The sequence below is a fragment of the Kluyvera sp. CRP genome, assembly GCF_019930565.1.
Classification (GTDB): Bacteria; Pseudomonadota; Gammaproteobacteria; order Enterobacterales; family Enterobacteriaceae; genus Kluyvera; species Kluyvera georgiana_A.
In genome coordinates this window covers 361,482-380,173 of the sequence record NZ_CP082841.1, presented here as the reverse complement: position 1 = coordinate 380,173, position 18,692 = coordinate 361,482, and the positions used below count along the sequence as shown (strand labels likewise).

The 18,692-nt window shown below is 55.2% G+C and carries 17 protein-coding genes; 13 read left to right on the top strand and 4 right to left on the bottom strand.

Features of this window, described 5'->3' with window-relative positions:
• Window positions 1-33 precede the first annotated feature (33 nt).
• The 5 genes from osmY (at window position 34) to K7B04_RS01710 (ending at window position 4,304) form a co-directional block, all read left to right on the top strand.
• The gene (gene osmY / locus K7B04_RS01730; RefSeq protein ID WP_167576941.1) at window positions 34-630 is read left to right on the top strand and encodes a molecular chaperone OsmY; all 597 of its coding nucleotides are present in this window, start codon (window positions 34-36) and stop codon (window positions 628-630) included.
• Window positions 631-758: 128 nt separating this feature from the next.
• Window positions 759-920, top strand: coding sequence for a DUF1328 domain-containing protein (locus tag K7B04_RS01725; protein ID WP_064547200.1), 162 nt, complete (start codon window positions 759-761; stop codon window positions 918-920).
• A gap of 121 nt (window positions 921-1,041) precedes the next feature.
• Window positions 1,042-2,103 carry a patatin family protein gene (locus K7B04_RS01720; RefSeq protein ID WP_223803374.1) on the top strand — a complete coding sequence of 354 codons (1,062 nt, stop codon included), beginning with the start codon at window positions 1,042-1,044 and terminating at the stop codon, window positions 2,101-2,103.
• Window positions 2,100-2,879, top strand: a complete 780-nt coding sequence (locus K7B04_RS01715; RefSeq protein WP_223803373.1) for a metal-dependent hydrolase — start codon at window positions 2,100-2,102, stop codon at window positions 2,877-2,879. The genes K7B04_RS01720 and K7B04_RS01715 overlap by 4 nt, the downstream gene beginning before the upstream one ends.
• A gap of 147 nt (window positions 2,880-3,026) precedes the next feature.
• A complete protein-coding gene (locus K7B04_RS01710) occupies window positions 3,027-4,304 on the top strand; it encodes a NupC/NupG family nucleoside CNT transporter (protein ID WP_163448808.1) in 1,278 nt (425 codons plus the stop codon).
• Here K7B04_RS01710 and K7B04_RS01705 read toward each other — a convergent pair.
• Together K7B04_RS01705 and K7B04_RS01700 are read right to left on the bottom strand one after the other, a co-directional pair.
• Window positions 4,299-5,162: a YjjW family glycine radical enzyme activase gene (locus K7B04_RS01705; RefSeq protein ID WP_223803372.1), complete on the bottom strand. Its 864-nt coding sequence runs from the start codon at window positions 5,160-5,162 to the stop codon at window positions 4,299-4,301. The genes K7B04_RS01710 and K7B04_RS01705 overlap by 6 nt on opposite strands.
• The gene (locus tag K7B04_RS01700) at window positions 5,134-6,684 is read right to left on the bottom strand and encodes a YjjI family glycine radical enzyme (RefSeq protein ID WP_223803371.1); all 1,551 of its coding nucleotides are present in this window, start codon (window positions 6,682-6,684) and stop codon (window positions 5,134-5,136) included. Before K7B04_RS01700 ends, K7B04_RS01705 begins: the two co-directional genes overlap by 29 nt.
• Window positions 6,685-6,942: 258 nt before the next feature.
• Between K7B04_RS01700 and deoC the strand changes: the two genes are divergently transcribed.
• The 5 genes from deoC (at window position 6,943) to yjjJ (ending at window position 12,785) form a co-directional block, all read left to right on the top strand.
• The gene (gene deoC / locus K7B04_RS01695; RefSeq protein WP_064547166.1) at window positions 6,943-7,722 is read left to right on the top strand and encodes a deoxyribose-phosphate aldolase; all 780 of its coding nucleotides are present in this window, start codon (window positions 6,943-6,945) and stop codon (window positions 7,720-7,722) included.
• Window positions 7,723-7,901: 179 nt separating this feature from the next.
• Complete coding sequence (deoA, locus tag K7B04_RS01690; RefSeq protein WP_223803370.1) at window positions 7,902-9,224, top strand: thymidine phosphorylase; 1,323 nt, start codon at window positions 7,902-7,904, stop codon at window positions 9,222-9,224.
• A gap of 52 nt (window positions 9,225-9,276) precedes the next feature.
• Window positions 9,277-10,500 carry a phosphopentomutase gene (gene deoB / locus K7B04_RS01685; RefSeq protein ID WP_163449615.1) on the top strand — a complete coding sequence of 408 codons (1,224 nt, stop codon included), beginning with the start codon at window positions 9,277-9,279 and terminating at the stop codon, window positions 10,498-10,500.
• A gap of 58 nt (window positions 10,501-10,558) precedes the next feature.
• Window positions 10,559-11,278, top strand: a complete 720-nt coding sequence (deoD, locus tag K7B04_RS01680; RefSeq protein WP_000224865.1) for a purine-nucleoside phosphorylase — start codon at window positions 10,559-10,561, stop codon at window positions 11,276-11,278.
• 178 nt (window positions 11,279-11,456) lie between these two features.
• On the top strand, window positions 11,457-12,785 hold the full coding sequence (yjjJ, locus tag K7B04_RS01675) for a type II toxin-antitoxin system HipA family toxin YjjJ (RefSeq protein WP_223803369.1): 1,329 nt from the start codon (window positions 11,457-11,459) through the stop codon (window positions 12,783-12,785).
• Between the two features lie 4 nt (window positions 12,786-12,789).
• Here the strand turns inward: yjjJ and lplA are convergent, their stop codons facing one another.
• Both lplA and K7B04_RS01665 read right to left on the bottom strand, forming a co-directional pair.
• Window positions 12,790-13,806 carry a lipoate--protein ligase LplA gene (lplA, locus tag K7B04_RS01670; RefSeq protein ID WP_223803368.1) on the bottom strand — a complete coding sequence of 339 codons (1,017 nt, stop codon included), beginning with the start codon at window positions 13,804-13,806 and terminating at the stop codon, window positions 12,790-12,792.
• 18 nt (window positions 13,807-13,824) lie between these two features.
• The gene (locus K7B04_RS01665) at window positions 13,825-14,457 is read right to left on the bottom strand and encodes a YtjB family periplasmic protein (RefSeq protein WP_079943222.1); all 633 of its coding nucleotides are present in this window, start codon (window positions 14,455-14,457) and stop codon (window positions 13,825-13,827) included.
• 104 nt (window positions 14,458-14,561) lie between these two features.
• Here K7B04_RS01665 and serB point away from each other — a divergent pair, with 104 nt between their 5' ends.
• The 3 genes from serB (at window position 14,562) to nadR (ending at window position 18,271) form a co-directional block, all read left to right on the top strand.
• Window positions 14,562-15,533 (top strand): phosphoserine phosphatase, encoded by a 972-nt coding sequence (gene serB / locus K7B04_RS01660; protein ID WP_163449612.1) that lies wholly within the window; start codon window positions 14,562-14,564, stop codon window positions 15,531-15,533.
• A 10-nt stretch (window positions 15,534-15,543) separates the two neighbouring features.
• Window positions 15,544-16,926 carry a DNA repair protein RadA gene (gene radA, locus K7B04_RS01655; protein WP_163449611.1) on the top strand — a complete coding sequence of 461 codons (1,383 nt, stop codon included), beginning with the start codon at window positions 15,544-15,546 and terminating at the stop codon, window positions 16,924-16,926.
• 118 nt (window positions 16,927-17,044) lie between these two features.
• Window positions 17,045-18,271, top strand: coding sequence for a multifunctional transcriptional regulator/nicotinamide-nucleotide adenylyltransferase/ribosylnicotinamide kinase NadR (nadR, locus tag K7B04_RS01650; RefSeq protein ID WP_163449610.1), 1,227 nt, complete (start codon window positions 17,045-17,047; stop codon window positions 18,269-18,271).
• The last annotated feature ends 421 nt before the right edge of the window (window positions 18,272-18,692 follow it).

The following is an 18,692-nucleotide window of genomic DNA, read 5'->3' as shown; positions in this document are numbered from 1 at the left end:
GCTCAAATTGCGGGCAAAACATACAGGAATATTTTGATGATGAAAAAACTGACGATGTCTAAAACGCTGCTTGCCGTGATGCTGACTTCTGCTGTGGCTACCGGTTCCGTCTACGCAGAAACGACAACGATGGACAAGGCTCAGGCCAGTGCTGAAAGTGCAGGGAATAAAGTGGGTAACTTTATGGATGACAGCACCATCACGGCAAAAGTTAAAGCCGCCCTGCTGGACAACGAGAGTATTAAGAGCACGGATATCTCTGTGAAAACAGACAAAAAAGTCGTGACCCTGAGCGGCTTTGTACAAAGTCAGGCGCAGGCGGAAGCGGCTGTCGCAGCGGCGAAAACCGTTGAGGGCGTTGCTTCTGTGAGTGACAAACTCCACGTCCGCGACAGTAAAGAAAGCTCGATAAAAGGCTATGCCGGTGATACGGCAACGACCAGCGAAGTGAAAGCCAAGCTGCTGGCTGACGACATCGTACCCTCACGTAACGTGAAAGTTGAGACGACAGACGGCGTTGTGCAGCTGTCGGGTACCGTGGAATCCCAGGCGCAAAGCGAGCGTGCGGAAAGTGTCGCTAAAGCCGTTGAAGGTGTGAAAAGCGTCAAAAATGATCTGAAAGTGCAGTAATAAGTGGTCATCTTGTCTCCTGAAATTTGGCAGGAGACAAGATGTGCACCACACTAAAAAAAGTGCCGATGGGTGGCCTGGACGCTCATAGCAAGCGGGCGACATTAACTATGGTAAAGGAGAAGCTTATGTTTCGTTGGGGCATTATATTTCTGGTTATCGCGTTAATTGCCGCCGCATTAGGATTTGGTGGACTGGCAGGTACCGCTGCATGGGCAGCGAAAATCGTGTTTGTTGTGGGGATTATCATCTTCCTGGTGAGCCTGTTTACCGGGCGTAAACGGCCCTAGAGCATCGCGTACGAAATAGCATGAAATCAAAGCCAGTCCAGCGGACTGGCTTTATTAGTTTTAGCCGACGCGAATTTAGGCTACTTTGTTAGTCTGAGAACTAAAAAACAGGTAGGTAGAGGTGGGGCAGCGTATACCCGTCACGCTTGGCAATATTGCGCCATTATCGCTGAGGCGTTTCACTCCTGGTCGCATGGCGCTGGTCTGCGAGGGGGGAGGGCAACGTGGTATCTTCACCGCAGGGGTGCTTGATGAGTTTATGCGGGCACAGTTCAACCCCTTCGATCTCTACTATGGCAGCTCGGCGGGGGCGCAGAATATTTCTGCCTATCTGTGTAACCAACCGGGATACGGGCGTAAAGTCATCATGCGTTACACCACCCGTCGGGAGTTTTTCGACCCGGTTCGTTTTGTCCGCGGCGGCAACCTTATTGACCTGGATTGGCTGGTCGGCTCAACCGCTGGGCAAATGCCGCTGGCAATGGACACCGCCGAACGCCTGTTTGAACGGGGAAAATCCTTTTATATCTGCGCCTGTCGCAGTGATGACTATACGCCGAGCTATTTTTCACCCACCCGGCATAACTGGCTCGATATTATTCGGGCGTCCAGCGCGATTCCGGGCTTCTATCGCCCCGGCGTGGCGCTGGATGGGATTAGTTACTTTGATGGCGGCGTGAGCGATGCGATCCCGGTGCGCGAAGCAGCAAAGCAGGGGGCGAAGACGCTGGTGGTGATCCGCACCGTGCCATCTCAGATGTACTATACGCCGCAGTGGTTTAAACGAATGGAACGCTGGCTGGGGGAGAGTAGCCTGCAGCCGCTGCTGAATCTGGTGCAACACCATGAAACCAGCTATTCCGAAATCCAGAAATTTATCGAGAATCCCCCGGGTAATCTGCGTATTTTTGAAATCTATCCGCCGAAACCGTTGCTGAGTATGGCGCTTGGCAGCCGTATTCCCGCCCTGCGGCAGGATTACAAAACAGGGCGTTTGTGCGGTCGCTATTTTCTGGCGACGATCGGGAAGCTGTTGGCGGAAAAACCGCCGTTAGCGCGCCATATTTCACCCGGCGTGAGGTCTATTCCTACGCTACCGGTCGCAAACGATATTCCTACGGCGGCGATGTCCGACGTGTCGCCCATCAATGACACTCTCTTCAATAATGAGGATCTGGCTTGAACAGCAGCTTCATTGATACCCATTGCCATTTTGATTTTCCACCGTTTACCGGCGATGAAGAGGCCAGTCTTCAACGCGCGGCGGCAGCCGGTATTAGCAAGATAGTGATCCCGGCAACCGAGGCTGACAATTTCACTCGTGTGCTGGCGTTAGCCGAACGCTTTCCTTCTTTGTATGCCGCGATTGGCCTGCATCCCATTGTTGTGGAACGCCATAGCGATGAGAGCCTGGCACAACTGGAAGTGGAACTCTCCCGTAAGCCCTCCAAATTGGTTGCGGTGGGAGAAATTGGTCTCGATCTCTACCGCGAAAACCCGCAGTTTGAACGCCAGCAGTACCTGCTGGACGCACAGCTGCGGCTAGCCAAACATTACGATCTGCCGGTAATCCTTCATTCGCGACGCACGCACGACAAGTTGGCGCTGCATCTGAAGCGGCACAACCTGCCGAGAACAGGGGTGGTGCATGGTTTTTCCGGTAGTCTGCAACAGGCTGAGCGGTTTGTGCAGTTAGGCTATAAAATTGGCGTCGGCGGCACGATTTCGTATCCGCGCGCCAGTAAGACGCGTGACGTGATGGCCCGGTTGCCGCTTTCGGCGCTGGTGCTGGAAACCGATGCGCCGGATATGCCGCTCAATGGCTATCAAGGGCAGCCTAATCGTCCCGAGCGCATTGCCGAGGTGTTTACGCATCTGTGTGCGCTGCGCCCGGAATCACCGCAACAGATAGCTCATACCCTTTACGAGAATACCTGTGCGCTCTTTTTGGGCTTGTAGGGTGACTTAGGTCTCGTTATTGAGTATTAACTCTCCGCTATTGCGAAAAACCTGTGACATTAAACGAAAAATATAATTGCGGAACGTTATAATCGGCCTCGCTGGTTTGCCGTAATCTTTATATTTTTCAATACACAGGGACTCTGTATGCAAATCCTCATGGGACTTATCGGCATGGTGGTGCTGCTCGCCATTGCCTTACTTCTATCGAGTAATCGTAAAGCAATCAATCTTCGCACCGTGCTGGGAGCCTGGCTTTTGCAGGTGGGCATCGGTGCATTAATCCTCTATGTGCCTGCCGGGCGTAAGGTGCTGTTGGCGATGTCGGAAGGCGTGGCTAACGTTATCGCTTACGGCAACGAAGGGATCGGCTTCCTGTTCGGCGGTCTGGTCTCCGACAAGATGTTTGAAGTCTTTGGCGGCGGTGGTTTCGTCTTTGCGCTGCGCGTGCTGCCGGTCATCGTCTTCTTCTCCTCGCTGATTGCCGTTTTGTATTACCTCGGCATTATGCAGTTTGTCATCCGTATTCTCGGGGGCGGCCTGCGCAAGGTGCTCAAAACGTCGCGTACCGAATCACTTTCTGCGACTGCGAACATCTTCGTTGGCCAGACGGAAGCGCCGCTGGTTGTCCGTCCGTACATTGCCACGATGACGCGTTCTGAGCTGTTTGCCGTAATGTGCGGCGGTCTGGCATCAGTAGCCGGTTCCGTGCTGGCGGGTTACGCGCAGATGGGCGTGCCGTTGGAATATCTGATTGCCGCATCGTTTATGGCGGCGCCGGGTGGCCTGCTGTTCGCTAAGATTATGGTTCCTGAAACCGAAACGCCGCAGGATTCCCCTACGCTGGAGCAGAATTCGAAAGATCCGGATGCGCCAACTAACGTGCTGGACGCCGCGGCATCGGGCGCGGCATCCGGGATGCAGCTGGCGCTGAACGTGGGCGCAATGCTGCTGGCGTTTATCGCGCTGATTGCGTTGCTGAACGGTATCCTCTCTGGCGTGGGCGGCTGGTTCAACTACCCGGAACTGTCGTTGCAGCTGATCCTGGGCTGGGTGTTCTCGCCGCTGGCGTGGGTTATTGGGGTACCGTGGAGTGAAGCGACGGTAGCAGGCTCGTTTATCGGCCAGAAGCTGGTGATTAACGAATTTGTGGCCTACATGAACTTCGGCGAATACCTGAAGGCGGATGCAGAAGTGGCGGCAGCAGGGCTACAGGTCATTTCAAACCACACCAAAGCGATTATCTCTTTCGCGCTGTGTGGGTTTGCTAACCTCTCGTCTATTGCCATTCTGATTGGCGGCCTGGGCAGCATGGCGCCGAAGCGCCGTCAGGATATTGCCCAGTTGGGCCTGAAGGCGGTGGCCGCCGGGACGCTCTCCAACCTGATGAGCGCCACCATTGCCGGCGTGTTCCTCGCCCTATAAGTACAGCGCCGGAGGGATAATTTGCGTTATTCCTCCGGCACGTAGCGCCTGGCTTAAGGCTTCGATATCCTGAGGCCCGGCGCTACGCCATGTTCTGGCTTCACCATAAACGCCATGTGCATGAAAAGCGTTCAGACGAATAGTCACCTCACCCAGCCCGCCGATAAATCCGCTCAGCGCCTCCGCCTCCTGTAGATAATCCGTTTGGTCGGGAATGACTAACAATCGCAGTTCAGCCAGCATGTCGTGTTCAGCCAGCCATTGAATGCTTTGCTTTATCCGCACGTTGCTTCTGCCGGTCAGCGCGAGATGACAGGCATTGTCCCAGGCTTTTAAATCGACCATCACGCCGTCACACACCGGACGCAGCTTTTTCCAGCCGCCGATGGGCAATTCACCATTGCTGTCGACCAGACAGGTCAGATGCTTAAGCGCCGGCGTGGCCTTCAGGCGAGTGAACAGCTCGCAGACAAACGGCAGTTGAGTGGTGGCTTCGCCGCCGCTGACGGTAATGCCTTCAATAAACGGCGCCACCTTGCTGATGTGCTCAATCACCTGCTCAACGCTCATCGACTGCGCCATCGGCGTTGCCTGCTGCGGGCACAGGTGCAGGCAGGTATCGCACTGCTGGCAGACGTCGGGTTGCCACACTACGCGACCAGCCTCAAGGCTGAGCGCCTGATGCGGACACTGCGGCACGCATTCGCCGCAATCGTTGCAGCGCCCCATAGTCCACGGATTGTGGCAGTTCTTACAGCGTAGGTTGCAGCCCTGCAGGAACAGGGCCAGGCGGCTGCCCGGCCCGTCGACGCAGGAGAACGGGATAATCTTACTGACTAAAGCGCATCTGCTGTTCATGGCTCACGACACGAGGTTGACGTTCCAGAATACGGGTATTACGCGCGGCTTCTTCACCGAGCCAGGTAGTATTGGTACGTGAGCCTTCCGCGCGGTATTTTTCCAGATCGGACAGGCGCACCATATAGCCGGTGACGCGCACCAGATCGTTACCGCTGACGTTAGCACTGAATTCACGCATCCCCGCCTTGAACGCGCCAAGGCACAGTTGCATCACCGCCTGCGGGTTACGTTTCACGGTTTCATCGAGGGTCAGAATGTCGCTAATGCCCGCGGCGTAGAAAGCATGGTGCGGTGCGACGGCCAGCAGATGGCTAATCGGGTCCGGTTCATCGCCGTAAGGCAGACGCGCGCCTGGCGTGGTGCCGGTGTCGGAGCTGATGCCAGACTGTGCGTGTAGCAGCGCGCGCTGCTGCCAGCCGTACTGCACCGGCGTTTGGGCGACGAACTCGGCCAGCGCCGCGCTGATGCGATAAGCCAGCGTATTGGCCTGCTCATCTTTACCGTAGCGCCCGGCAATGCTGTTGCGTTCACACAGGATGTTGACCGCTTCCGCCAGCGAGTAGATCCCGAACATCGGTACAAAACGGTCCGGGCTTATCAGCCCTTCGCTCACCAGGAAGCTATTCTCAAAGAAGTGAGACTGCTCGTAGAGGAAGCGGCAGCGGGCATCAATGATATCGATTTGCAGCTGGCAGTAGTGTGGCAGGACGCGGCTGAAGAAATCGTCAATCGAGTCGCTGCGTTGGGCAACCTGCTGCAGATTCATGCGAACCAGGGTGCTGCCGCCGCCGGCGATCGGCAGAGAGTTGTAACAGCTCACGATGCCATATTGGCCTTTTGTGAAAATTTTATCATTCACCGGGCCGTTAGCGATATGTGGTTTACTGCACTCGCAAATATTTTGTGCCACCTGTAACAGCAGATCGTCAGGTGTGATTTGCGGATCGTAGATAAAGGTTAGATTAGGCGCAACCTGCTTTAATTCAGCGTCAGCACGTAAAATGGCGCGTGTAACCGGCGTATCGTGCGGGCCAATATTTACGTGTGTGAAGGCATCGGGCAGCGTGCGATCGAGATAGCGCCAGAAACGTTTTATTCGAACATCGATTTCATCTTGTGTTAGAATTCTAACATAAGGTGACAGCAACGCATCAAGATGGCCGAGATACACCGGCATCGCCGTCACAGAAGGAACATGGTGATACAGGATGGTCAGCAGCGACAGAGCGTCGTCCAGATCCTGCGCACCTTCCAGCTCCAGCCATGCGGAGCCGTTGGCGAGAAAACGTTCGTAGTCCGGCAGGACATAGCGCGGTTTGTAGGGGGCGTGTCCTTCGAACATATCGCAGATAACGCCCTCGCTCAGCGCGGCTTGCGCCTGCTCTGATAGCTCAGGATAGGGCAGGGCATTCTCGGCTTCTAATGCCAGGAAATGGCGTTTTTGTTCCGGGGATAACACGGAGCTTGTCACAATTTGCTGGCAGTGTTGCAGCAGTGATGATTCTGGCGAAGTGGACATGTTGAGTTCCTCAGACGAGCGATGCGCGAAGTGTATGAGAAACGATGAAGGCATCTTTTGATCCGAGCCGTTGAAGTGGTGCTTTATGGCCCATCTTTGGTGGCAAAGTTTGATTAAGATCTCGTTGTTGTTATGCAAATTTGTACGAAGTTTTCACTAAGTGTGATGAAAGTCGAAGTGTGAGCGCGGGGCGGTGTTACAATAATCACAGACCCGCAAGGTAACGATTTAAACGGCAATACGCCGTTGGAGAGCAAAATGACTGATTTAAAGGCAAGCAGCCTGCGTGCACTGCAACTGATGGACTTAACCACCCTGAACGAAGATGACACCGATGCGAAAGTGATCGCCCTGTGCCATCAGGCGAAAACGCCAGTGGGCAACACCGCCGCTGTCTGCATCTATCCGCGTTTCATCCCGATCGCGCGTAAAACGCTGAAAGAGCAGGGAACGCCTGACATCCGTATTGCCACCGTGACTAACTTCCCGCACGGCAATGACGATATTGATATTGCTCTGGCGGAAACCCGCGCGGCGATTGCCTATGGCGCTGACGAAGTTGACGTGGTCTTCCCGTACCGCGCGCTGATCGCCGGGAACGAGCAGGTTGGTTTTGATCTGGTCAAAGCCTGTAAAGACGCCTGTGCGGCGGCTAACGTGCTGCTGAAAGTGATCATCGAAACCGGTGAACTGAAAGAAGAAGCGCTGATTCGTAAAGCGTCTGAAATCTCTATCAAAGCCGGCGCTGATTTCATCAAAACCTCTACCGGTAAAGTGCCGGTGAACGCGACCCCAGAAAGCGCACGCATCATGATGGAAGTGATCCGTGATATGGGCGTACAGAAAACCGTGGGCTTTAAGCCTGCTGGCGGCGTGCGTACCGCAGAAGACGCGCAACTGTTCCTGTCTATCGCGGACGAACTGTTTGGCGCGGACTGGGCCGACTCCCGTCACTACCGCTTCGGCGCTTCTTCTCTGCTGGCTAGCCTGCTGAAGGCGCTGGGCCACGGCGACGGTAAGAGCGCAAGCAGCTACTAAGTTTGCATGTTCGACGGGTGTTCCCTCACCCCGCCCCTCTCCCTGGAAGGGAGAGGGAGAAAACCGGGTAACGTCATGACAGACAAACGATGTCATACGGTTCCCTCTCCCCACGGGGGAGAGGGCTAGGGTGAGGGGGCATCCCCGCAGCCTCGCTATTAACTCCAAAGGAGGGTACCTTGTTTCTCGCTCAAGAAATTATTCGCAAAAAACGTGATGGCCTGGCGCTGAGTGATGAAGAAATTCGTTTCTTTATCAACGGCATTCGCGACAACACCATCTCTGAAGGGCAGATTGCCGCGCTGGCGATGACCATTTTCTTCCATGATATGAGCATGCCGGAGTGTGTCTCGCTGACCATGGCGATGCGAGATTCAGGCACCGTCCTCGACTGGAAGAGCCTCAACCTCAACGGCCCGATTGTCGACAAGCACTCTACCGGCGGCGTCGGCGACGTCACTTCGCTGATGCTTGGCCCGATGGTAGCGGCCTGCGGCGGCTATGTTCCGATGATCTCCGGTCGCGGCCTCGGCCATACCGGCGGCACGCTCGACAAACTGGAAGCCATTCCGGGCTTCGACATCTTCCCGGACGACAACCGTTTCCGTGAAATTATTAAAGACGTGGGTGTGGCGATTATTGGGCAGACCAGCTCGCTCGCACCGGCGGACAAACGTTTTTACGCCACCCGCGACATTACCGCGACGGTGGACTCCATCCCGCTGATCACCGCTTCCATCCTCGCCAAAAAACTGGCGGAAGGTCTGGACGCGCTGGTGATGGATGTGAAAGTCGGCAGCGGTGCGTTTATGCCGACCTACGAACTCTCAGCTGCGCTGGCGGAAGCCATCGTCGGCGTTTCCAATGGCGCAGGCGTCAAAACCACGGCGCTGCTGACCGACATGAATCAGGTGCTGGCCTCCAGTGCGGGTAATGCGGTGGAAGTACGTGAGGCCGTGCAGTTCCTGACAGGTGAATATCGCAACCCGCGTCTGTTCGACGTCACGATGGCGCTGTGCGTGGAGATGCTGATCTCCGGCAAGCTGGCGAAAGACGACGCCGAAGCGCGTGCCAAACTGCAGGCGGTACTGGATAACGGTAAAGCAGCGGAGATCTTTGGCCGGATGGTTGCGGCGCAGAAAGGCCCGACCGACTTCGTTGAAAACTATGCGAAATATCTGCCAACGGCGATGCTGAGCAAAGCTGTCTATGCTGATACTGAAGGTTTCGTCAGCGCGATGGACACCCGCGCGCTGGGTATGGCGGTGGTTTCTATGGGCGGCGGCCGTCGTCAGGCGTCTGACACCATTGACTACAGCGTTGGCTTTACCGACATGGCTCGTCTGGGCGACAGCATCGACGGGCAGCGCCCGCTGGCGGTGATTCATGCGAAAGATGAATCAAGCTGGCAGGAAGCGGCGAAAGCCGTCAAAGCGGCAATTAAACTGGACGATAAAGCCCCAGAAATTACACCGACAGTCTATCGTCGTATTACCGAATAGCGATATACTGATCTGATCGCTTTTTTGCAGCGCAAGATGTATGGAGAACAAGATGAAACGTGCATTTATTATGGTGCTGGACTCCTTTGGGATTGGTGCAACGGAAGACGCTGACCGCTTTGGCGACGTTGGCGCGGATACCATGGGCCACATTGCCGAAGCCTGCGCCAAAGGTGAGGCTGACCACGGTCGTAAAGGCCCGCTGACGCTGCCTAACCTGACCCGTCTGGGCCTGGTGAAAGCCCATGAAGGCTCTACGGGTAAAATTGCTGCCGGAATGGACGGCAACGCGGAAGTGGTGGGCGCATACGCCTGGGCGCATGAGCTCTCCTCCGGTAAAGATACGCCGTCAGGCCACTGGGAAATTGCCGGCGTGCCGGTACTGTTCGACTGGGGCTATTTCAGCGACCACGAAAACAGCTTCCCACAAGAACTGCTGGATAAACTGGTTAAGCGTGCCAATCTGCCGGGTTATCTCGGCAACTGCCACTCTTCCGGTACGGTCATTCTGGACCAGCTCGGCGAAGAGCATATGAAAACCGGCAAGCCGATTTTCTACACCTCCGCTGACTCCGTGTTCCAGATCGCCTGTCACGAAGAGACCTTTGGCCTGGATAAACTCTACGAGCTGTGTGAAATCGCGCGTGAAGAGCTGACCGAAGGCGGCTACAACATTGGCCGCGTTATCGCGCGTCCGTTTATCGGCGACAAAGCGGGTAACTTCCAGCGTACCGGCAACCGTCACGACTTGGCCGTTGAACCGCCAGCGCCGACCGTGTTGCAGAAACTGGTGGACGAGAAAAACGGCCACGTGGTTTCCGTCGGTAAGATTGCGGACATTTACGCTAACTGTGGCATCACTAAGAAAGTGAAAGCCACCGGTCTGGACGCGCTGTTCGACGCGACCATCAAAGAGATGAAAGAAGCGGGCGATGAGACCATTGTCTTCACCAACTTCGTCGACTTCGACTCGTCCTGGGGCCACCGTCGCGACATCGCGGGCTATGCCGCAGGCCTGGAACTGTTCGACCGCCGTCTGCCAGAGCTGATGGAGCTGGTGGGGGAAGATGACATTCTGATCCTGACCGCTGACCACGGCTGCGACCCGAGCTGGACCGGTACTGACCATACCCGTGAGCACATTCCGGTGCTGATCTACGGCCCGAAAGTAAAACCGGGCTCGCTGGGCCACCGCGAAACCTTCGCGGATATTGGTCAGACGCTGGCGACTTACTTTGGTACGTCGCCAATGGAATACGGCAAAAACATGCTGTGAGTATTTGGGCGGGAGGATTTCCCGCCCTTCGTCTATTTATAAAATAAAGGATATTACGATGGCTACCCCACATATTAACGCTGAAATGGGCGATTTCGCTGATGTCGTGCTGATGCCGGGCGACCCGCTGCGCGCGAAGCACATTGCTGAGACTTTCCTCGAAGATGTCCGTGAAGTGAACAATGTTCGCGGCATGTTAGGTTTCACCGGTACTTACAAAGGCCGTAAGATCTCCGTGATGGGCCACGGCATGGGTATCCCGTCCTGCTCCATCTACACCAAAGAGCTGATCACCGATTTCGGCGTGAAGAAAATCATTCGCGTAGGTTCCTGTGGCGCTGTGCGCATGGACGTCAAACTGCGTGACGTGGTGATCGGTATGGGTGCTTGCACCGACTCCAAGGTGAACCGTATTCGTTTCAAAGATCATGACTTCGCGGCTATCGCTGACTTCGACATGGTCCGTAACGCGGTTGACGCGGCAAAAGCGCTGGGCGTAGACGCGCGCGTAGGCAACCTGTTCTCCGCAGACCTGTTCTATTCTCCGGACGGCGAAATGTTCGACGTGATGGAAAAATACGGCGTACTGGGCGTGGAAATGGAAGCGGCGGGTATCTACGGCGTTGCGGCTGAGTTTGGTGCGAAAGCGCTGACCATCTGCACCGTGTCCGACCACATCCGTACCCACGAGCAGACCACTGCCGCTGAACGTCAGACGACCTTCAACGACATGATCAAAATCGCGCTGGAATCTGTGCTGCTGGGCGACCAGGAGTAAGCAGTAAATCGACCCGGACGAGGTGCGTCAAGGCCTGGTCCGGGTAATGTCAGCGTTATATCAAATCTCTTCCGATAATCTATTCATATTTCCTCTCGCTCTCTCTTTGTTTGTGTTGACAATCAAAGGTCTGTGTCCTTAAATCCATTCAAGTATCTATTCATTAATCTATTCATCTATGAGCGCATTAACCGATTTGCTCCTACAGGGGCCGAGTTCCGCCGCTGAATTAAGATCATCGCTGGCCATTAGTCAGGCAACGTTCTCTCGTCTGGTTTCCGCGCATCAGGACGTCATCCAGTTTGGTAAAGCCCGTGCAACGCGCTACGCGCTTGTTCGGCCTGTTCGCGGCGTTGCGGCCTTTCCCCTCTGGCAGGTCAATGCACAAGGGCAGGCCACTAAGTTTGGCGTTCTTTATCCGTGTTGGCCTCAGGGGAGTTGCCTGGTTGCGCTTGATACAGGTGAATGGCAATGGTTTGACAGCCTGCCATGGTATCTGACCGATCTTCGGCCACAGGGATTCCTTGGGCGAGCCTGGGGAAGGGCCGTGGCTGGGTATGCGCATCTGCCTGATGACATCCGGTTGTGGCAAGAGGATGAAGTCCTGTATGCGCTGCGGGCGTATCAGGGTGAGAATGCGGGCGGCTGGATCGTGGGTGAGGAAAATTACCAGCGTTGGGTGACCGCGCCGGATGCGACGGCAATTACGCAGGCCGAAAAACTCAACCGCTATCAACAACTGGCGGAAGATGCGCTCGCAGGTGAGGTCATCGGCTCTTCAGCCGGTGGTGAGCAGCCTAAATTTGCCTGCTTTGCAGAAACAAGATGGGGCAATCAGCACGTGCTGGTGAAATTCAGCACGCGTGAAAGGAACGCCGTTTCTGAACGCTGGAGCGATCTCTTGATTGCCGAGTCCATCGCATTAGCCGTGCTTTCTTCCGCCAACATTGACGCCAGTTCAGCCACGGCGATTTGCAGCGAGGGAGGACAGGTCTTTCTGGAAAGCATTCGCTTCGACTGCACCGGGATACGTGGTCGTCGGCAAATTGTTTCCCTGGAGGCATTGCAAGGCGAGTATGCATCTTCGCCAGGCATCTGGCCGGTGGTCACGCATCGGCTTGCCGGGCAGGGCATTATAGATGCTGTTGCCCATCAGCAAATTGAGAAAATTTGGGCGTTTGGTCGGCTTATCGCCAACAGCGATATGCATGCGGGTAACCTCTCGTTTTATTACTCCGATGCCCCGATGGCGCTCGCGCCTGTCTATGATATGTTGCCGATGGCTTACGCTCCGGCGGCATCGGGCATGTTGCGCTACGCGCCTGTCGACATCCGTGTGGAGGCAACAATCGATAAGAAAGCGTGGGAATTTGCCTTGCCGTTGGCCGAGCGCTTTTGGCTGCTGGTCGCTGATGATAGACGCATCAGCGCGGGCTTTCAGGAGATTGCCCGCGCGATGGTGGGTAAATTGAAGTTAGCCGCGCAGACCATCGGGCGGCTGGCGTAGACGCTTAGCGTACAGCTTGAGCCATCCATGCAGCCAGTTCTCGCAGCTCACCTTTCTGAGCCGGGAATTCAGCAATTAAAGATTCGCAGGCCTGCTCCAATACATCCACTCGATACTGGCAGCCCTGTAAACGCTCGCCCAGTGCCTCAAGCGGCGCCGGATTCAGGCTATCGGTAAATACCTGAGTGCGGGTAATCACGCCTTTCTCAACGTCGAAATGTAGCTCGACGCCACCCCAGGTAAAACGTTCATCCAGCAGATGGCTGAACGCCGGCGCCTGGCCAAAATTCCACTCCCAACTGCTTTGTCGGGCAAAGGTTTCGGCGAAGTTGGGCAGGTCTGGCACGTTATCCGGCGAGATAATTTCTGCTTCGACGCGCTCACCGTAGTGGCGGAAAAACGCTTCGGTTACGGCTTCGCAAATTTGCTGGTGGGTAATATCCGGCAGCAGTTCAACCAGGTTCGCTACGCGCCCACGCACGGAGGTAATCCCCTTTGCCTGGAGCTTTTTCTTGTCTGGATTCAGATAATTGGCCAGTCGGCTGAGATCGGCATTCAGCAGCAGCGTGCCGTGGTGGAAACCACGATCTTTCGTTTCCCGGTAGGCTGAGCCGGAGACTTTACGATCGCCTTCATCCGTTTTAACGATCAGATCGTTTCGCCCTGAGGCTTCAGCCGTAATGCCAAGTGAATTCAGTGCCTCCAGCACGATAGCGGTAGAGACGGTCTTGTCGTACTCCGGTTTACCCGCCATAAAGGTAAAGCAGGTGTTGCCAAGGTCGTGGAACACCGCGCCGCCGCCGCTGCTGCGACGCGCCAGGCGGACGTTATCTTCTTCCATACGCCGGGTATTGCACTCTTTCCATGGGTTCTGCGCGCGGCCGATAACGACCGTGTCCGCGTTGCGCCACAGGAATAGCACCCGCTGGGTGGCGGGCATCTGGCGAAAAATACACTCCTCGACGGCGAGGTTGAACCACGGATCGTGAGAGTCAGAAAGCAGCAGGCGCAACGTTGTCATAGCGATTTCCTTTTCTGATTAATCTTTATCTTCGTCCTGTACGGGCTTGTTGGCGGTGAGCAGGAACGGCGACTGCTGCCAGCGAGTACGTTTGCCGCGCAGCAGCGTGCGTGCCAGTACCACGCCAATGGCCAGCGACAGCAGCAGCATCAGGCGTAAAATATTGGTGGTGTTATCCACCTGACGGGATTCGGTGGCGATGGTGTGCGTATCGAGCGTCAGACGCAGATAGCCGAGCGGGCCATTTTTTCCCTGAATAGGTTCAACAATCTGCTGGTTGAAGTAGCTCCCGGCCTTTTTGCCGTCCAGCGCCAGACGGTCGCGAAGCTCAACCTGTTCGCCGGCGCGCGCGATAAGGTCGCCCTGCTCATCATAAACGCCCGCGTCGAGGATTCGGCTTTTCACGGTAAGTTGTTTCAGCAACTGGCCGATTTTTTTCTCGTCCGGCGTTTCCGTTTTCATCATCGGTGCCAGATTGAGCGACACCTGATACGCCAGCGTCCTCGCCAGATCTTCCAGCTGCGGATTGCGTTGTTTCTGGCTTTGCTGACTGAACCAGGACGCCCCCTGCATCAGCGCGACGAGCAGCGCCAGACAGATAAGAACAATCACCGTGCGATGCAGTCGAAATTTCAGTTTTGCGCGAACCATATTCCACCTTTGAAAATTTACAGCTTAATGTTGCCAGAAGCGCTGGTTACAAGGTAGCCTCATGCGTTATTTTCCTGGGCTTAATAAAGAAGATTGGAGCTGTAATGCCAAACAGTTTGACCTGGTGCGACCTGCCTGAAGATGTCTCCTTGTGGCCTGGGTTGCCGCTTTCGCTCAGCGGTGATGAAGTGATGCCGCTGGATTACCACGCTGGCCGTAGCGGCTGGCTGCTGTATGGCCGCGGCCTGGATAAAGCGCGTCTGACAACCTACCAGCGCAAGCTGGGCGCGGCGATGGTCATTGTGGCAGCCTGGTGCGTGGAAGACTATCAGGTGATTCGTCTGGCCGGATCGTTAACGCCGCGCGCGACGCGACTGGCGCATGATGCCGGGCTGGATGTCGCGCCGCTGGGGAAAATCCCGCATCTGCGCACGCCGGGCCTGTTGGTGATGGACATGGACTCCACGGCCATTCAGATTGAGTGCATTGATGAAATCGCTAAACTGGCCGGCACCGGCGAGCTGGTGTCGGAAGTCACCGAACGCGCGATGCGCGGCGAGCTGGACTTCAGCGCCAGCCTGCGCCAGCGTGTGGCGACGTTGAAAGATGCGGATGCCGATATCCTGCGTCAGGTGCGCGAAACGCTGCCGCTGATGCCGGGGCTGACTCAACTGGTGCTGAAGCTGGAAACGCTGGGCTGGAAGGTGGCGATCGCCTCCGGCGGCTTCACCTTCTTTGCCGAGTATCTGCGCGACAAGCTGCGCCTCACCGCCGCGGTGGCTAACGAGCTGGGCATTCGCGATGGCAAACTGACCGGCGAAGTGGTTGGCGATATCGTCGACGCGCAGTATAAAGCGAAAACGCTGCTGCAGCTGGCTGAAAAATATGAAATTCCGCATGCGCAGACCGTGGCTATCGGCGACGGTGCCAATGACCTGCCGATGATCAAAAAAGCCGGTCTGGGGATTGCGTATCATGCCAAACCCAAAGTGAATGAACAGACGGAAGTGACTATCCGTCATGCCGATTTGATGGGGGTGTTCTGCATCCTCTCCGGCAGCATGAATCAGAAATAAAGAGGTTAACGTGGCGAAAGCTCCTAAACGCGCATTTGTTTGTAATGAGTGCGGTGCGGACTACCCGCGCTGGCAGGGGCAATGCAGCGCCTGTCATGCGTGGAATACCATCACCGAGGTGCGCGTAGCGGCTTCTCCCACGGTCGCGCGTAATGAGCGCCTGAGCGGCTATGCCGGTAATGCTGGCGTGGCTAAGGTGCAGAAGCTGTCGGAAATCAGCCTGGAAGAGCTACCGCGCTTCTCGACCGGCTTTAAAGAGTTTGACCGCGTGCTGGGTGGCGGTGTGGTACCCGGCAGCGCCATTCTGATTGGTGGTAACCCGGGGGCGGGGAAATCGACCCTGCTGCTGCAAACCCTGTGCAAGCTGGCAGAGCAGATGAAAACCCTGTACGTCACCGGCGAAGAGTCGTTGCAGCAGGTGGCGATGCGCGCGCATCGTCTCGGCCTGCCGACGGCGAACCTGAATATGCTCTCGGAAACCAGTATCGAGCAGATTTGCCAGATTGCGGAAGAAGAGCAGCCGAAGCTGATGGTGATCGACTCCATCCAGGTGATGCACATGGCGGATATTCAGTCGTCGCCGGGCAGCGTCGCCCAGGTGCGTGAAACCGCTGCCTATCTGACGCGCTTTGCTAAAACGCGCGGTGTCGCCATCGTCATGGTGGGGCACGTCACTAAAGACGGCTCGCTGGCGGGCCCGAAGGTGCTTGAACACTGCATCGACTGTTCGGTGCTGCTTGACGGTGATGCCGACTCGCGTTTCCGTACGCTGCGCAGCCATAAAAACCGCTTTGGCGCGGTGAATGAACTGGGCGTGTTCGCCATGACCGAACAGGGGCTGCGCGAGGTGAGTAACCCGTCCGCCATCTTCCTCAGCCGCGGTGATGAGGTCACTTCCGGCAGCTCGGTGATGGTGGTGTGGGAAGGTACCCGCCCGCTGTTGGTCGAGATTCAGGCGCTGGTCGATCATTCGATGATGGGCAACCCGCGACGCGTCGCCGTTGGTCTGGAGCAAAACCGTCTGGCGATTCTGCTCGCCGTTCTGCACCGCCACGGTGGCCTACAGATGGCCGACCAGGACGTGTTTGTTAACGTGGTGGGCGGCGTGAAGGTGACTGAAACCAGCGCCGATCTTGCGCTGCTGCTGGCGATGGTCTCGAGCCTGCGCGATCGACCGCTGCCGCAGGATCTGGTGGTGTTTGGCGAAGTCGGGCTGGCCGGTGAAATTCGTCCCGTACCAAGCGGGCAGGAGCGTATTTCAGAAGCAGCGAAGCATGGTTTCCGCCGGGCAATCGTTCCGGCCGCCAACGTGCCGAAAAAAGTCCCGGAAGGGATGAAGGTGTTTGGCGTGAAAAAACTCTCCGACGCGCTAAACGTCTTTGACGATCTATAATGTCTGACTCTGGCGTCGTACTGCGACGCCGCTCTCTTTCCCCGGATAGTACCGTGAGTACATCCGGGTTTTTTGTATAATGGGTAGATGGTTTACCCCAATTCAGCAGGAGGCTCTTGTGTCGTCGTTCGACTATCTCAAAACCGCAATTCGTCAAAAAGGCTGCACGTTGCAGCAGGTTGCAGACGCAAGCGGCATGACCAAGGGCTATTTAAGCCAGCTCCTCAATGCCAAAATTAAAAGCCCCAGCGCGCAAAAGCTGGAGGCGCTACATCGTTTTCTTGGCCTTGAGTTTCCTCGTCAGCAAAAAAATATCGGCGTGGTCTTCGGTAAATTCTATCCCCTGCATACGGGACATATTTATTTGATTCAGCGCGCCTGTAGCCAGGTGGATGAGCTGCATATCATCATGGGTTACGACGACACGCGCGATCGCGCGCTGTTTGAAGATAGCGCGATGTCGCAACAGCCTACGGTGCCTGATCGTCTGCGTTGGCTGCTCCAGACCTTTAAATACCAGAAGAACATTCGCATTCATGCTTTTAACGAAGAAGGCATGGAGCCATATCCCCACGGCTGGGACGTATGGAGCGCGGGGATGAAAACCTTTATGGAGGAGAAGGGGATTCAGCCAAACTGGATCTACACTTCTGAAGAGTCCGATGCGCCGCAATACCTCGAACATCTGGGAATTGAAACGGTGCTGGTGGACCCGAAACGGACGTTTATGAATATCAGCGGCGCACAGATCCGTGAGAACCCGTTCCGCTACTGGGATTACATCCCTACGGAAGTGAAGCCGTTCTTCGTGCGTACGGTGGCGATTCTCGGCGGTGAGTCCAGCGGCAAATCGACGCTGGTCAACAAGCTGGCGAATATCTTCAACACCACCAGTGCGTGGGAATATGGCCGTGACTACGTTTTTTCTCATCTCGGCGGCGATGAGATGGCGTTGCAATATTCCGACTACGACAAAATCGCGCTCGGTCATGCGCAGTATATCGACTTTGCGGTGAAGTACGCTAACAAGGTGGCGTTTATTGATACTGACTTTGTCAGCACTCAGGCCTTCTGTAAAAAGTATGAAGGACGTGAACATCCATTTGTACAGGCGCTGATTGATGAGTATCGCTTTGATCTGGTTATTCTTCTGGAGAACAACACGCCGTGGGTGGCTGATGGGCTGCGCAGCCTGGGGAGTTCGGTAGACCGCAAAGAGTTTCAGACGCTGCTGGTATCGCTGCTTGAGAAGAACAATATTGCGTTTGTGCACGTTGAGGAAGCGGACTATGACTCGCGGTTTTTGCGGTGTGTGGAGTTGGTCAGGGAGTTGATGGGAGATTGACCGTTATTGGGGTTTTTCAGATGAGAAACCCCATTATATATATTGAATGAGACCTTGCTACTGTCAATATTATATTAATTCCTGTGCTATAAATTTTATTTATTTTGATTATTAATATTTTAAACCAATCATAAAGTGTACTCTTATTGCTACACTGTATTTTTATAATAAAAATTATTAGTCATTATTTATTTTAAAACGTTTTTTTAATTTAATTAAATCACATAGACTACGAAATAACATCATATTGAGTACAATGTAGTAAGGTCGTAGTGCCTTCTGAAATGTTCAATGGAGTGATATTTCGGGTCTCTTCAATAGCTGAAATATATAAGGCAAGTATTTAATATATTTGTCTCTCGCCACTAAAACATTTCCTGAAAATATAAATCTTTCCCTGTTAGCGGACTGGTTGCTATGA